This is a genomic window from Rhodoplanes sp. Z2-YC6860 (genome assembly GCF_001579845.1).
Classification (GTDB): domain Bacteria; phylum Pseudomonadota; class Alphaproteobacteria; order Rhizobiales; family Xanthobacteraceae; genus Z2-YC6860.
In genome coordinates, this window is the sequence record NZ_CP007440.1 from 7,687,632 (window position 1) to 7,701,654 (window position 14,023).

16 protein-coding genes and 1 pseudogene are annotated in these 14,023 nt (G+C 65.3%); 10 read left to right on the top strand and 7 right to left on the bottom strand.

Features of this window, described 5'->3' with window-relative positions:
• Positions 1-4 precede the first annotated feature (4 nt).
• Positions 5-379: a cupin domain-containing protein gene (locus tag RHPLAN_RS35735; protein ID WP_068029064.1), complete on the top strand. Its 375-nt coding sequence runs from the start codon at positions 5-7 to the stop codon at positions 377-379.
• Between the two features lie 203 nt (positions 380-582).
• Positions 583-1,560 carry an NAD(P)-dependent oxidoreductase gene (locus RHPLAN_RS35740; protein WP_068029068.1) on the top strand — a complete coding sequence of 326 codons (978 nt, stop codon included), beginning with the start codon at positions 583-585 and terminating at the stop codon, positions 1,558-1,560.
• Positions 1,561-1,569: 9 nt separating this feature from the next.
• Here the strand turns inward: RHPLAN_RS35740 and RHPLAN_RS35745 are convergent, their stop codons facing one another.
• Together RHPLAN_RS35745 and RHPLAN_RS35750 are read right to left on the bottom strand one after the other, a co-directional pair.
• Positions 1,570-2,301, bottom strand: coding sequence for a Crp/Fnr family transcriptional regulator (locus RHPLAN_RS35745; RefSeq protein WP_068029073.1), 732 nt, complete (start codon positions 2,299-2,301; stop codon positions 1,570-1,572).
• A gap of 180 nt (positions 2,302-2,481) precedes the next feature.
• A complete protein-coding gene (locus RHPLAN_RS35750; RefSeq protein WP_084246240.1) occupies positions 2,482-3,453 on the bottom strand; it encodes a Bug family tripartite tricarboxylate transporter substrate binding protein in 972 nt (323 codons plus the stop codon).
• 77 nt (positions 3,454-3,530) lie between these two features.
• Between RHPLAN_RS35750 and RHPLAN_RS35755 the strand changes: the two genes are divergently transcribed.
• Together RHPLAN_RS35755 and RHPLAN_RS35760 are read left to right on the top strand one after the other, a co-directional pair.
• Entirely contained in the window at positions 3,531-4,235 is a 705-nt protein-coding gene (locus RHPLAN_RS35755; RefSeq protein WP_068029079.1) for a DUF1194 domain-containing protein, read from the top strand.
• Between the two features lie 11 nt (positions 4,236-4,246).
• Entirely contained in the window at positions 4,247-4,708 is a 462-nt protein-coding gene (locus RHPLAN_RS35760; protein WP_068029081.1) for an MgtC/SapB family protein, read from the top strand.
• A gap of 225 nt (positions 4,709-4,933) precedes the next feature.
• Here RHPLAN_RS35760 and RHPLAN_RS35765 read toward each other — a convergent pair.
• A pseudogene (locus RHPLAN_RS35765) lies at positions 4,934-5,272 on the bottom strand (GlcG/HbpS family heme-binding protein); the annotation flags it as partial.
• A gap of 95 nt (positions 5,273-5,367) precedes the next feature.
• Between RHPLAN_RS35765 and RHPLAN_RS35770 the strand changes: the two are divergent.
• From RHPLAN_RS35770 to dapE, 5 genes are all read left to right on the top strand, one after another.
• Positions 5,368-6,405, top strand: a complete 1,038-nt coding sequence (locus RHPLAN_RS35770; RefSeq protein WP_068032380.1) for a DUF1036 domain-containing protein — start codon at positions 5,368-5,370, stop codon at positions 6,403-6,405.
• Between the two features lie 46 nt (positions 6,406-6,451).
• On the top strand, positions 6,452-7,153 hold the full coding sequence (locus RHPLAN_RS35775; protein WP_068029087.1) for a pyrimidine 5'-nucleotidase: 702 nt from the start codon (positions 6,452-6,454) through the stop codon (positions 7,151-7,153).
• Positions 7,154-7,216: 63 nt separating this feature from the next.
• On the top strand, positions 7,217-8,059 hold the full coding sequence (dapD, locus tag RHPLAN_RS35780; protein WP_068029091.1) for a 2,3,4,5-tetrahydropyridine-2,6-dicarboxylate N-succinyltransferase: 843 nt from the start codon (positions 7,217-7,219) through the stop codon (positions 8,057-8,059).
• A 94-nt stretch (positions 8,060-8,153) separates the two neighbouring features.
• Complete coding sequence (locus tag RHPLAN_RS35785; RefSeq protein ID WP_068029093.1) at positions 8,154-8,621, top strand: DUF805 domain-containing protein; 468 nt, start codon at positions 8,154-8,156, stop codon at positions 8,619-8,621.
• Positions 8,622-8,665: 44 nt separating this feature from the next.
• A complete protein-coding gene (gene dapE, locus RHPLAN_RS35790; RefSeq protein ID WP_068029096.1) occupies positions 8,666-9,829 on the top strand; it encodes a succinyl-diaminopimelate desuccinylase in 1,164 nt (387 codons plus the stop codon).
• A 172-nt stretch (positions 9,830-10,001) separates the two neighbouring features.
• On the opposite strand, the gene truA is transcribed toward dapE, so the two are convergent.
• From truA to def, 4 genes are read right to left on the bottom strand one after another with little or no spacing between them, the layout of a single operon-like run.
• On the bottom strand, positions 10,002-10,739 hold the full coding sequence (gene truA, locus RHPLAN_RS35795) for a tRNA pseudouridine(38-40) synthase TruA (RefSeq protein WP_068029099.1): 738 nt from the start codon (positions 10,737-10,739) through the stop codon (positions 10,002-10,004).
• A gap of 4 nt (positions 10,740-10,743) precedes the next feature.
• Positions 10,744-11,244, bottom strand: a complete 501-nt coding sequence (locus RHPLAN_RS35800; RefSeq protein ID WP_068029104.1) for a GNAT family N-acetyltransferase — start codon at positions 11,242-11,244, stop codon at positions 10,744-10,746.
• Positions 11,241-12,164: a methionyl-tRNA formyltransferase gene (gene fmt, locus RHPLAN_RS35805; RefSeq protein WP_068029108.1), complete on the bottom strand. Its 924-nt coding sequence runs from the start codon at positions 12,162-12,164 to the stop codon at positions 11,241-11,243. The genes RHPLAN_RS35800 and fmt overlap by 4 nt, the downstream gene beginning before the upstream one ends.
• Before the next feature lie 2 nt (positions 12,165-12,166).
• Positions 12,167-12,679 (bottom strand): peptide deformylase, encoded by a 513-nt coding sequence (gene def / locus RHPLAN_RS35810; protein ID WP_068029111.1) that lies wholly within the window; start codon positions 12,677-12,679, stop codon positions 12,167-12,169.
• A 195-nt stretch (positions 12,680-12,874) separates the two neighbouring features.
• Between def and RHPLAN_RS35815 the strand changes: the two genes are divergently transcribed.
• Positions 12,875-14,017 carry a DNA recombination protein RmuC gene (locus RHPLAN_RS35815; protein WP_068029113.1) on the top strand — a complete coding sequence of 381 codons (1,143 nt, stop codon included), beginning with the start codon at positions 12,875-12,877 and terminating at the stop codon, positions 14,015-14,017.
• Positions 14,018-14,023 lie beyond the last annotated feature (6 nt).

Here is a 14,023-nt window from a genome sequence, read left to right on the forward strand (position 1 = left end):
GGCCATGGCGCGACTGCTCAAACAATCCGAAGCCAAAAAGCTTGGCCTGCCCGGCCGGACCTCGCTCGAACCGGTGTCAGGCGCGATCGGCTCGAAGGTCACGTTCCGCATCGCCGAGCTCGCGGTGCCCAAGCCCGGCGATCCGCCGCGCGGCCCTCATCTGCATGACGGGTTTGAAGAGTGCATCTATGTGCTGAAGGGCACCGGCACGACGGTTGCGGAAAGCGGCGAGATCCCGATCAAGCCCGGCGACATCGTGCTGATCCCGCCAAACGAAAAGCACATGACGCGCAACACCGGCACCGAGCCGCTGGTGCTGCTGTGCTTCTTCGCCGAGCCCGAGGTGACCAAAGGCACGACGGAGTTCAAGAGTTTCTGATTTCGCGTTTCACCTTCACTCTCGACACACACACCGCCGTCACCCCCGCGCTTGACGCGGGGGTCCATACGATGCCGCAACAAACAACAACCTTACGATTGAGGTCGCTGCTGCCGCTCATGGATTGCCGGGTCAAGCCCGGCAATGACAGCGAGTTGGTGGCAATAGCCTCGCGCTAACACTCAAAGCGAGCCGGATACCCCATGCCTCATCGCGTTCTCTGCCTCCGTCCCGAAGCCGATTTCACCCGCGTCGATGCGGCCGCGCCAAAAGCGCTCGACGTTTCCTATCGCGGACCGGCTGACGCTGATGTGCCCGCGCTGATGAAAGCCTCCGACGCGCTGGTGATCCCCGCCGTCGGGCCGAAGCTCGCATCCGAGCTGTTCGAAGGCACCAAGCTCAAGCTCGTGCAGGTCACCGGCGCCGGCGTAGACCGCCTCGATCAGGCGGCGCTGACGAAGCTCGGCATTCCGGTCGCGAACGTGCCCGGCGGCAGCAACAGCGCGGTCGCCGAGTATGCGGTCACGGCGGCGTCGATGCTGCTGCGGCGGTTCGGCTGGGCCGATGCGGAAATCAAGGCCGGCAACTACGCCAAGTTCCGCGGCCGCATGATCGCCGATAATCTCGCCGGCATCGAAGGCCTGACGGTCGGTCTCGTCGGCTTCGGCACCATCGGCCGCGCGGTGGCGCAAGCGTTCCACCGCATGGGCGCGAAGCTGTGCTTCTTCGATCCGGTGGGCGATGCGGCGCTGGCCAAGACTCTCGATGCCAAGAGCGTTTCGCTCGACGAGCTGCTGTCGACGTCGGATGTGGTCTCGCTGCACGTGCCGCTGTTGCCCGCGACGCAGAACCTTATCGGCACGAAGGAGCTCGCGCGCATGAAGCCCGGCGCGGTCCTCATTCAAGGTTCGCGCGGCGGCATCGTCGACGAGACTGCCCTGGCGGCGAGCCTGACGGCAGGCCATCTCGGCGGCGCCGCGGTCGACGTCTATTCCACCGAGCCGCCCGCCTCCGACAATCCGCTGCTCAAGCTTTCCGGCGAAGCCGCGTCGCGGATTCTGCTCACGCCGCATATCGCGGGCGTCACCCGGCAGGCATCGGCGTTTCTGTTCCGCTCGGCATGGCAGAACGTCGAGCGCGTGCTCGGGACGGGTCAACCGCCGCTCAACCGCGTCTACTGAGACCGGCGGCTAAAGCCGCACCGGCCGCCGGATATGCAGATAGCCCGGATCGAAGTTTCCGATCCCGGCCAACTGCGGCCAGTCGTAAACCGTCATCTCGCCGTTGCGGAATTGCACCGCACCTGTGCGCCGCAGCGCCTGCAGCGTGCGGTTGACGGTGACGAGCGACATCGCCAGCGCATCTCCGAGCTGCCCCTGATGGAATGGCAGCAGACACGAGCCCTGTTTCGCGATCCCTGCGCTGCGGGCGCGGTAATACAATTCGCAAAACAAGTGCGCCATGCGGGTGCGGCCCGGGCGCGTGCCGAGATTGGCGATCGTGGCACGGACGATCGCGGCGTCAACCAGTGTCTCCTGCCAGACCGCGAGCGCGATCGGCGGCCGCGATCTGACCAGCTCCAGAAATTCCTCGCGGGCAATCAGGCCGACGCGCGCACCGCCAATCGAGCACAGCGCGAAGTCGCGGCGCGAGAGAAACAGCGCCTGCGCGTCCGGCAGATCGCCCGCCATGTGAAACGACAGATATTGCCGCTTGCCATCGCTGCGCGTGCTGTAGCGCGCGATGAGACCATCGATCACCAACGCCAACGTCTCGCTCTCGCTGCCTTCGGCGAACAGATCCTCGTCGGGTTTCAGATGGCGCGCGCGCACCGAAATCGAGCGTAACGCGGCATCGTCCTCAGGGCCGATCCGCGAATGCTCATTCAGCTTGTGCAGGAGAATGTCGAGAGCCGTGTCCATTCCGCGGCGATGTGACGTGTGACGTAAGGAATATGATCACACCTCCGCGCTGCGCGAATTATCAAATGATACACAGAAGCTGTTTCTCTACAGTCACTTAGCTCATGTCAAAAGACACATACCGGAACCTGCGCTGGCCCTGCCGGCCGAAGATGGCGGCGGCGCGCCGGTCTCGGCGGACTACTTCTTGTCTTCGCTGGCGGCGGCCTTGGCGACCGGCCCCCAGCGCTCGACATCCTCCTGCAATTGCTTGGCGAACTGCTCGGGCGTGCTGGCGATCAGGTCGAAGCCCAGCGTCTTGATGCGCTCCTTCATGTCCGGCGTGTCGAGGATCGCGAGCACTTCGCTGTTGAGCTTCTTGACGATCGCGGGATCGAGTCCCGCGGGACCCAACAGTCCCGCCCAGTTGCCGACCGCAAAGCCCGGCAGGCCGGACTCGTCCATGGTCGGCATGTCAGGCAACAGCGCCGAACGCTTCAACTCGGCCATCGCGATCGGGCGCAGCCGATCGGATTTCTCCGACATCATGCCGGGTACGCTTGCAAACAGCACCTGCACCTGACCACCCATCAGGTCGATGATCGCCGGATTCATTCCCTTGTTCGGCACATGCACCATGTCGAAACCGGCTTTGACCTTCAAAAGCTCGCCGGCGAGATGCGACGCACTGCCAACGCCAGCCGAGCTGAAGGCGAGCTTGCCGGAGTTCGCCTTGGCGTAGGCGATGAACTCCTTCAACGAATGCGCCGGCACCGAAGGGTTGACGACCAGCGCGTAAGGACTGATCGCCACGTTGATAATCGGCGTGAAATCTTTTGCGAGGTCGTAAGGTGGCGTCTTGTTGACGACCACCGACAGCGAAAGGCTCGACGGCGTGTAGAGCAGCGTCAGCCCATCAGGCGGCGACGCGATCACCGCCTTGCTGCCGATCACGCCGGCGGCACCGGCCCTGTTCTCGACCACGAACTGCTGATTGAGCCGCTCGCCGAGTTTCTGCGCCAGCAGGCGCGCCATCACGTCGACGCCACCGCCAGCGGCGACCGGTACGATGATCTTCACCGGTTTGTCGGGATATTCCGCCTTCGCCGCAAACGTGCCCATGGCGAGGCCGAGAGCCGAGATCAGGCCTGTCATGGCCAATTTTCTGATCATTGCTTTCCTCCGTTTGCGCTATTCTCGGAAACCGCACCCTTGCGCGCAAGGTGATGGATTTCTTTCGAGGCCTGACAATGTCGCGATTGCTGTCCGTCATTTGCGCTGTGATCATTTGTCTCGGCGGTCCTGTTTCTCTCGACCGGCCGGCCCGCGCGCAGACCGGGGCCCTGCCCACCACGGACCTCATCCTGGTGCTGATGGTCGACACCTCGGGCAGCGTCAATCAGCGGCGCTTCGAATTGCAGCGGCGCGGCTACGCGGACGCGTTCCGCAGCAAGCAGGTGCTCGACGCAATCCGCGGCCTGTCGACCGGCTCGATTGCCGTGACCATGGTGCAGTGGACCGGCCCGTCGATGCAGTGGCCGGCCGTGCCGTGGACACTGATCAAGGACGAGGCTTCCGCGAATGCGTTTGCCGACGCTATCGAAAACGCGCAACGGCGGCTGTTCGGCGGCGGCACCTCGATCAGCGGCGCCATCGACCATGCCATGCTGATCCTGCCGCACGCGCCCTATCGCGGGCTCAAGCGCGTCATCGATATCTCGGGCGACGGCTCCAACAATCGTGGCCGCGACGTGCGCGAGGCACGCGACGAGGCGGTGCGCGCGGGCGTGGTGATCAACGGCCTGCCGATCGTGGCGCTGGAATACGATCTCGACAAATACTACACCGACAACGTGATCGGCGGACCGGGCTCGTTTATCGTGCCGGCCGATTCGTATGAAAATTTCGCGCAGGCCGTTGCCCGCAAGCTCATTCTGGAAATCGCCTCGAATTGACCGGAGCCGCGATGGACACTTCTGAAATCGTGCTTCGCCTCCTGGTCGCGGCGCTGGCCGGTATCGCACTCGGGCTCAACCGCGATCTGCGCGGCAAACCAACCGGCGTCCGCACGCTCGGGCTGGTTGGGCTGGCCTCGTGCATCGTGGTGCTTGCTGTCAGCCATGGCGACTCAGGCAATCCCGGCCGCGTCATCCAGGGCATCGTCACCGGTATCGGCTTTCTCGGTGCCGGCGTGATCGTCCGCAACAGCATGGGCAAGCAGGTTCACGGCCTGACGACGGCGGCCTGCGTATGGCTCACAGCCTGCATCGGCGCCAGCTGCGCGGTCGGCGAATGGCGTGTGTTGGCGATCGGCGCGCCGCTGGTCGCGGTCATTCTGATCTACGGCGGAACGTTCGAGAAATGGGTGCACCAGAAATGGCCAGGACCGGAGCGAAGCGCCGGCCCCGACCAGTTCGACGATTACTGAGCTGCTCAAGCAAGCTTGTTCGGGATTAAGTCGGATGCCGCATCTGTCGCCACATCGGCGGCGAACTCCCACTCCCTACCGCCCGTCCGATCCGCTGGTCATGCGCGTCCGATACTTGCGGCCCATGTGCTGCACGTCGTCGTCGGTCTTGAGCCCGGCCGAATGGATGCCGTGAATCGCGAGCAACTCGTCCTTGTCCTCGGTGTCGCCGGTGACGCCGACCGCGCCGATCACCTCGCCGTCCTTGTCGCGGATCTGCATGCCGCCGCCCTCGCAAAACAGCAGATCGTCGCTCTGCGCTATCAGAAACTTCATGAACACCGGCTTCTCCTCCTGGCGGATGCGCACGAGCTTGGAGCTGCGGCTCAATGCGAGCGCCGCGTAGGCCTTGCCGAGCGCCATCTCAAACCGGACCATCGAAGCGCCGTCCTCCTTCTGGAACGCCTTCACGATGCAGCCCGGCTCGACCACGACCGCACTCATCGGCCGGCAGTCCATCTCTGCACCGCGCTTGATAATGGCGTCGAGGATGCGGTTGGCCTGTTCGAGGGTCACTGAAGCCATATCGTTTTTCTCCCGTTGTGGTGCGCGACTGTAGCGTGCCCGTGGTAATTTCCCAGATGATTCACTACCAAGCGATTCACAAGTCGATTTCGCGCATGACCGCCCAAGCCATCACACGGTTGACCTTTGCGCTCGCGGCGCTGGCCACGAGCAGCGTGACCGCACGCGCTGACCTGCAGATCTGCAGCCGCATGAGCTATGTGGTGGAGACCGCGATTGCGATCGAGGACAAGGGTGCGGCCGCGACGCGCGGCTGGTTCCGGATCGATCCGGGCCAGTGCCGCACGGTGATCCAGGGCGACGTGCCGGGCCAAGGAACGGGCCAGGCGCTGTACATCCACGCCCGCGCGCTGCCGATTTACGGTGGCTCGCCGCTGCCGCAGAACGGCCACGCCGAATTCTGCATCGGCAGCGAATCCTTCGTGCTGACCACGGCGCAGAGCTGCAACCGCACCGGCCAGCGCATGGCGCGCTTCACCGCCGTGAAGCCCAGTCCGACCGACAAGGGCCTCGCCGTCTATCTTGCCGAGGACGCCGAATACACCGACGAGCAGGCGCGCGACGCCGGCATCCAGCGGCTGCTCGTGATCGCAGGCTACGACGCCAACCCGATCGACGGCATCCGCGCCGGCAAGACCGACGTGGCGCTGGCGCAGTTCATCATCGACAACAAGCTCGAGAACACCGCGGCCGGCCGGCAGGATTTCTTCGACGTGCTGATGGCCGCGGCGCAGAAGCCCTCCACGGCGGGATTTTCCTGGTGCAACGAGACTCGCAACACCGTGATGGCCGCGGTCGGCGTCGAGGAGCAGGGCAACATCGTCACCCGCGGCTGGTATCGCGTCGCGCCCGGCAAGTGCCTGCGACCCGACGTGTCCGGGAAGCCGCGGCGGCTCTACAGCTTCGGCGAGGCGATCGGGCCCGACAACCAGCCGCTCCGTGATCCGGCGCGGACGGCGGGGCAGAATGCAGCCTCAAACCTGAGCTGGGGCGGTTCCACCATCCTTTGCACCCGCAGCTCCCGGTTCGAGCTCTCCGACCACAGGGACTGCGGCAGCAACGGGCTGACCGCCACGGGCTTCGCCACCGTGGAATTGTCGCCCACCGGGGCCACCACGGTGCAGTTCAAATAGCCACCCGCCCTTGCAGGGAGCGCCCGGACGGTGCATTCGTCTGCCGATGAATACGCCCTCCAGAACGCCGATCCATGATTTCAACGCGGTCGAAACCTGGGTATTCGACCTCGACAACACGCTGTATCCGCACGACACCAATCTCTGGCAGCAGATCGACGACCGCATCCGCGCCTTCGTGACGGAATTCCTTGGCATCTCCAAGGAGGACGCGTTCCGGCTGCAGAAGGACTACTACAAGCGCTACGGCACGACGATGCGCGGGCTGATGGCCGAGCACAATCTCAAGCCCGACGACTACCTCGAGTTCGTGCACAAGATCGACCACTCGCCCCTGCTGCCCAATCCGAAGCTAGGCCACGCCATCGAACGGCTTCCGGGCCGCAAGCTCATCCTCACCAACGGCACGCGGGCCCACGCCGAGGCGGTGATGAAGCGGCTCGAGATCGATCACCACTTCGAGGACGTGTTCGACATCGCGGCCGCCGACCTCGATCCGAAGCCGCAGCCGCAGGTCTATGACCGCTTCCTGAAGAAGCATGGCGTCGAGCCGCGCCGGGCCGCGATGTTCGAGGACCTGGCGCGAAACCTCACGGTGCCGCACGCGCTCGGCATGACCACCGTGCTGGTGGTGCCGCCCGCGACCCGCGAGGTGGTCCGCGAAGGTTGGGAGCTCGAGGGCCGCGAGGCCGCGCACGTCGATTACGTCACCGACGACCTGACCGGGTTTCTGCGCACCTGCCGCTGATTCCCTCGCTTGACATCGTGGCGCCGGACCACGACAAAAACCCGGTATCCGGGGACGAAATCCATGACCGCCGACCTTGCCAAGACCATCGACGACGCCTTCGAGAAGCGCAACGACGTGACGCCCGCGACTAAAGGTCCGGTGCGCGAGGCGGTGGACGCCGCGCTCGATCTGCTCGACAGCGGCAAGGCGCGCGTCGCCGAGCGCTCTGCGAACGGCGCCTGGACGGTCAACCAGTGGCTGAAGAAGGCCGTGCTGCTGTCATTCCGGCTCGCCGACAACGCCCAGTTGCCCGGCGCGGCCAATGGCTCGTCGTGGTGGGACAAGGTGCCGACCAAGTTCGAGGGCTGGGGCGACAACCGCTTCAAGGAAGCAGGCTTCCGCACCGTGCCGGGCAGCGTGGTGCGCCGCTCGGCCTATATCGCGCCGAACGTGGTGTTGATGCCGTCCTTCGTGAATCTGGGCGCCTATGTCGACAGCGGCACCATGGTCGACACCTGGGCCACGGTCGGCTCTTGCGCGCAGATCGGTAAGAACTGCCATCTCTCGGGCGGCGTCGGTATCGGCGGCGTGCTTGAGCCGCTGCAGGCCAACCCGGTCGTGATCGAGGACAACTGTTTCATCGGCGCGCGCGCCGAGGTGGCCGAAGGCGTGATCGTGCGCGAAGGCTCGGTGCTGTCGATGGGCGTCTATCTTGGCGCCTCGACCAAGATCGTCGACCGTGCCACCGGACAGATCCTGCAGGGCGAGGTGCCGCCTTATTCCGTGGTGGTATCCGGCACGCTGCCCGGCAAGCCAATGCCGAACGGCGAGCCCGGCCCGAACCTCTATTGCGCCGTGATCGTCAAGCGCGTCGACGAGAAGACCCGCTCCAAGACCAGCATCAACGAATTGCTGCGGGACTGAACGGCCACACCTCTCCGCAAACTGCGCAAGCTATCTATCGCCGCTCACAACCGCAGGCTAGATTTCCGTGGCTGCTTTGTGACAGGGGCAGGCGATGGATTTCGTCAATATTTTCATTAGCTTCAACGGGCGCATCAATCGCGCGAAATACTGGATCGCGGTGCTGATTCTGACCGCCATCAATCTCGTCTTCGTTGCATTGGCCTTTCTCGGAAGCGGGAGCGCGGCCCTGCATGGCGTCAAAACCGTCGTCGGTATCGCGGCGACGATCTCGGCCATCGCTGTCGCCATCAAACGGCTGCACGACCGCAACAAGTCCGGCTGGTTCGTTCTGCTGTTCGTGGTCGCGCCGGCTGTCCTGCTCGGCCTGGGTCTCGCGATCGGCACGATGTCGACCGGTACGGATTTCATTGCAACCGCCCTCTGGCTGATCGCCATGGTCATCGGCCTCTGGAGCTTCGTCGAGCTCGGCTGCCTGCGCGGCACCATCGGCCAGAACAAATACGGCTCCGACCCGCTCGCTCCCGAGGTGCTGACGCCGCCGGTGCGCACCCATGCCTGAGCCGGTGCATTGACGCCAACGCCACCGCACCGGATAACCGCTGCATGACAGTCTCTGCCGATCCTGTCGCGCTGGCCCGCGACCTTCTTCGCTGCCCGTCCGTGACCCCCGCCGAAGGCGGCGCGCTGACTTATCTCGAAGGCGTGCTCAAGCGCGCGGGCTTCACCGTGCACCGCATGACGTTCTCCGAGCCCGGTACGGCCGACGTCGAGAATCTCTACGCCCGGATCGGCACGGCCTCGCCGCATCTGATGTTCGCCGGCCATACCGATGTGGTGCCGCCGGGCGATCCGACGGTCTGGTCGCACGCACCATTCTCGGGCGACATCGACAACGGCGTGCTCTACGGCCGCGGCGCGGTCGACATGAAGGGCGCGATTGCCTGCAAGATCGCGGCGACGCTCGACCATCTCGCCGCGAACGGCGGCAAGCCCAAAGGCTCGATCTCGTTCCTGATCACCGGCGACGAGGAAGGCATCGCGGTCAACGGCAGCCCCAAGCTTCTCAAGTGGGCGGCAGCGCATGGCGAGCGCTTCGACCATTGCGTGCTGGGCGAGCCCGGCAACGTCGCCGAGCTCGGCGACACCATCAAGCTTGGCCGCAGAGGCTCGCAGAACGGCGTGCTCGTCATCACCGGCAAGCAGGGCCATGTCGCCTACCCGCATCGCGCCGACAATCCGGTGCGCGGGCTCGTGAAGTTGATGACCGCATTGATGGATGAGCCGCTCGACAAAGGCAGCCATAAGTTCGATCCGTCGAATCTGGAGTTCACCTCGATCGACATCGGCAATCCGACCGTGAACCTCATTCCGGGCGAGGCGCGGGCGCGCTTCAACATCCGCTTCAACGACTGCCACGACTACGCGTCGCTGAAGACGCTCGTCGAGCAGCGCGCCGAGAAGGCCGCCGCCGGCAAGGTGAAGTGGAGGATCGACTGGGAGCCGTCGAACGCCGACGTGTTCTACACCGAGCCGAGCCCGTTCACCGATGTGGTGATCGGGGCGGTGGCCGAAGTGACGGGGCGCAAGCCGAAGCTCTCGACATCGGGCGGCACGTCGGACGCGCGCTTCATCAAGAACTATTGCCCTGTGGTGGAATTCGGCCTGGTCGGCACCACGATGCACGCGACCGACGAGCGCGTGCCGGTCGAGGACTTGCAGAAGCTGACGGCGGTGTACCGGAAGATCGTCGACAATTATTTCCGCTGACTCTTCTCTATCTTCGCACCTTGCGCCCTTCACCTCCCCCTGAAAGGGGGAGGTCGACGCGCGAAAGCGTGTCGGGTGGGGGTCTCTTTGCTGCCCATCGGACCCCCGCCCCGACCCTCCCCCTTTCAGGGGGAGGGAGTTCACCGCCGATGCTGCAGCACTTCAATTCGCCTTAATAATCGACCTTCACCAGATAAAGCCCATCCGGCGGCGCGACCGGCCCGCACGCCGCGCGGTCGCGGGCTTGCAGCGCGCGCCACATGCCGTCGACGCCCCATTTGCCGTCGCCGACCAGCACCAGTGAGCCGACCAGCGAGCGCACCTGGTTGTGCAGGAACGAACGCGCGACGGCCACGACGTGAACCTCATCGCCCACGCGCGACACATCGAGCTTATCGAGCGTCTTCTCCGGCGATTTCGCCTGGCACTCGGTCGAGCGGAACGTCGTGAAATCGTGCTTGCCGATCAGCCGCTGCGCCGACGCATGCATCGCCTCGACGTCGAGCTTGCGTGGCACGCGCCAGGCGCGGCCGCGCTCCAGCGCCAGGTCCGGCCGACGGTTGGCGATGCGGTAAAGATAATGCCGCCGCCGCGCCGAGCGCCGCGCGTCGAAATCATCCGCCACCTTCTCGGCCTTGAGCACCGCGACCGGATGCGGCCGCAAATGCGCGTTGAGCGCGTCACGCACCGTGTCGGTCTCGCGCTCCACCGCCAGATCGAAATGCGCCACCTGCCCGAGCGCATGCACGCCTGCATCGGTGCGGCCCGCGCCCTGCACCATCACCCTCTCGCCGGTGAACGACTCGATCGCGGCCATGATCGCGCCCTGCACCGACAGGTCCTTCTCCTGAAGCTGCCAGCCGACGAACGGTGCGCCGTCGTATTCGATGATGATCTTGTAGCGCGGCATGGGTTCAGCGCCCGTCGAAGGCGCGGGAGTACGACACCTCGCCCGCCCTTGGCGCATCCGGCGCGAGCGTCAGCGTCTGAAAGTGGGGACCGACGTAGGGCGACACGAATCCATCCATCACCGCAAAGCCGAAACGGCGATAATAGGCCGGATCGCCGAGCACGAATACGAGGCGCTCGGCGCGGTCTTTGAGACGGGCTACACCGTCGCGGATCAATGCACCGCCGATGCCCTGGCGTTGCAGGGGCGGCAGCACGCCGATCGGGGCGAGGCCCACCACGAGCACGTTGCGTTCGTCCAGCCGAAGCACCAGCCGCGGAAACCCGGCGTAACCCACCACGCCCTGCCTGTTCTCGGCGACCAGCGACAGCACCAGATCACCGTCCGCGCGCAGCCGCTCGACCAGCTTCGATTCGGCATCGCCGCCGAATGCCGCATCGAGCAACACGCGCACGCTCGCGATGTCGCCCGGCCGCTCCGGCCGGATGCTCAACGCGTCGCTCATGCGAGCCGCGTTCCGGCCTTTACCGGCGCCCCGCGCAGGAAATCTTCGGCGCGCATCGGCTTGCCGCCGGCCTTCTGCAACTCGACGATGCGCACCGCGCCATCCAGGCAAGCGATCGTGAGGCGGTCGTCGAGCGCCGTCCCGGGCGCGCCACGGCCCTCGCCCCTGGCGCTGCGCAGCACTTTGACGCGGTCGCCGCCGATCTCGCACCAGGCGCCGGGAAACGGCGCGAGGCCGCGGATGTGGTCGTGGACGTTCTTCCACGGCTTCGCCCAGTCGATGCGCGTCTCGGCCTTGTCGATCTTGGCCGCGTAAGTGACGCCGTCTTCGGGCTGCGGCGTGAATGTCAGACGGCCCTGTTCCAGCTCAGAGATCGCCCGCGCCATGAGTTTCGCGCCGGCCGGCGCCATGGCGTCGTGCAACTCGCCCGCCGTCATCGCGGCGCCGATCGGCATGCGCTCGATCAGCGCCATGGCCCCGGTGTCGAGGCCTTCGTCCATCTTCATCACGGTGACGCCGGTCTCGGCGTCGCCCGCCATGACGGCGCGGTTGATCGGGGCTGCGCCGCGCCAGCGCGGCAACAGCGAAGCGTGCAGGTTGAAGCAGCCGAAACGCGGTGCGTTGAGGACGGGCTTGGGCAGGATCAGCCCATAAGCCACCACCACCGCGGCATCGGCATTGTGGGCGGCAAATGCCGCCTGTTCGTCGGCGCCTTTGAGCGAAGCCGGCGTCAGCACCGGAATGCCGAGCCGCCGCGCCTCGCGCTCGACCGGCGACGGCACCAGTTCCAGGCCGCGCCGGCCGCCTGGCTTGGCGGCGCGCGTATAGACCGCCGCGATCTTGCGGCCGCTGCCGGCAAGCTCCAGAAGCGTCGGCACGGCGAAATCCGGTGTGCCCATGAACACAAGACGCAACGGCATTGCTATTCCGCGCGCTTGAGCTGCTTGGTGAACTTCTTGACGACGCGGTCGCGCTTCAGCTTCGAGATGTGGTCGATGAACAGCACGCCGTTGAGGTGGTCGACCTCGTGCTGGATGCAGGTGGCAAGCAAGCCATCAGCGGCGATCTCGTGCTGCTCGCCCTGCAGGTCGGTGTACTTGATCTTGACCTCGGCCGGACGGTCGACCTCCTCGTAGAACTCCGGGATCGACAGGCAGCCCTCCTCGTGGGTGTTCTTCGCCTCCGAGGACCAGGTCAGCTCCGGATTGATGAACACCTGCGGCTGCTTCGGCTCGTCCTTCTTGGCGAGGTCCATGGTGACGACCCGCACCGGTTCGCCGATCTGGATCGCGGCAAGGCCGATGCCCGGCGCCGCGTACATCGTCTCGAACATGTCCTCGATGAGTTGCTTGGTCGCCGCGTCGATCTTGCCGACCGGCTTGGAAACCTGCCGCAACCGCTTGTCCGGCAAAATCAGAATGTCCCGCAGTGCCATGTCTTCCAAGCCATGTCTTCCCACCTTCCGCCGCGATTTAAGGGCTGGACATCGGCCGGTCAATGTGTTCTCTATTTGTTCTTATCGAGAACTGATGAGCCTTCCTTTCCGACGCAGAACGCGCCGGACGGCGCCTGCCCACAAGGCCGGGCGGCCGAACTGCTGGAACAGAACCGAATCGCGTAAGAAACCGTCATGGAAACCGCCCTTCTGGTTGCACTCGGCCTCGTCGTGGGCCTCGCCATCGCCGGGCTCGCGGTGTTCATCGCCCGGCCGCGCACGCCTGCCGAAGACCCCGCCGCGGCCCAGCGCGCCGCCGAGCAGACCGCTGCCGCGCAAATGGCCGATCAGCGAATCGTCGAGCTCGGCGCCCGCGTCCAACAGATGGGCGAACTGCTCGCCAAGGCGCAGACGCAGTTGCAAAGCTCCATGCACGAACGCCTCGACGCGGTCACGGCGCATCTCGGCACTTCGATGCAGAACGCCACCAAGCACACGACCGACAATCTGCAGAAGCTCAACGAGCGGCTCGCTGTCATCGACAGCGCGCAGAAGAACCTCACGGACCTCGCCTCGCAGGTCACCTCGCTGCGCGCGGTGCTGTCCAACAAGCAGACCCGCGGCGCCTTCGGCCAGGGCCGGATGGAGGCGATCATCCAGGACCAGTTGCCGAAGGGCACCTACGAGTTCCAGTACACGCTGAAGAACGGCAGGCGTCCGGACTGCGTCGTGATGATCCCCGACCAGCGGCCGCTCGTCATCGACGCCAAGTTTCCGCTCGAGGCGGTCACCGCGTTTCGCGACGGCAAGACCGACGACGAGCGCAAGACCGCGGCGCAGCGCGTGCGGGCCGACGTAACCAAGCATATCAACGACATCGCCGAGAAATATCTCTGCCCCGGCGAGACCCAGGACACCGCGCTGATGTTCGTGCCGTCCGAGTCGGTCTACGCCGAGTTGCACGACGGCTTCGACGACATTGTGCAGAAGGGCTATCGCGCCCAGGTGATGATGGTGTCACCGGCGCTGTTGATGCTGGCCATTCAGGTCATCCGGCAGGTCCAGAAAGACACCCAGATGCGCGAGGCCGCCGATCTCATCCGCGCCGAAGTCGGCCAGATGCTGAAGGACGTGCGGCTGCTCGGCGACCGCGTCAAAAAGTTGCAGACCCATTTCGGCCAGGCCAACGAAGACCTCGGCACCATCCTGACCTCGGCGAACAAGATCGAGAAACGCGGCGCGCGGATCGAGGAGATGGATTTCGAAGGCAACGGGGCACCGCCCGCCAATGTCATCCCGGCGCCGGTGCGGCGCATCAAGGCCGCGGGCGAGTTTTGAATAGCG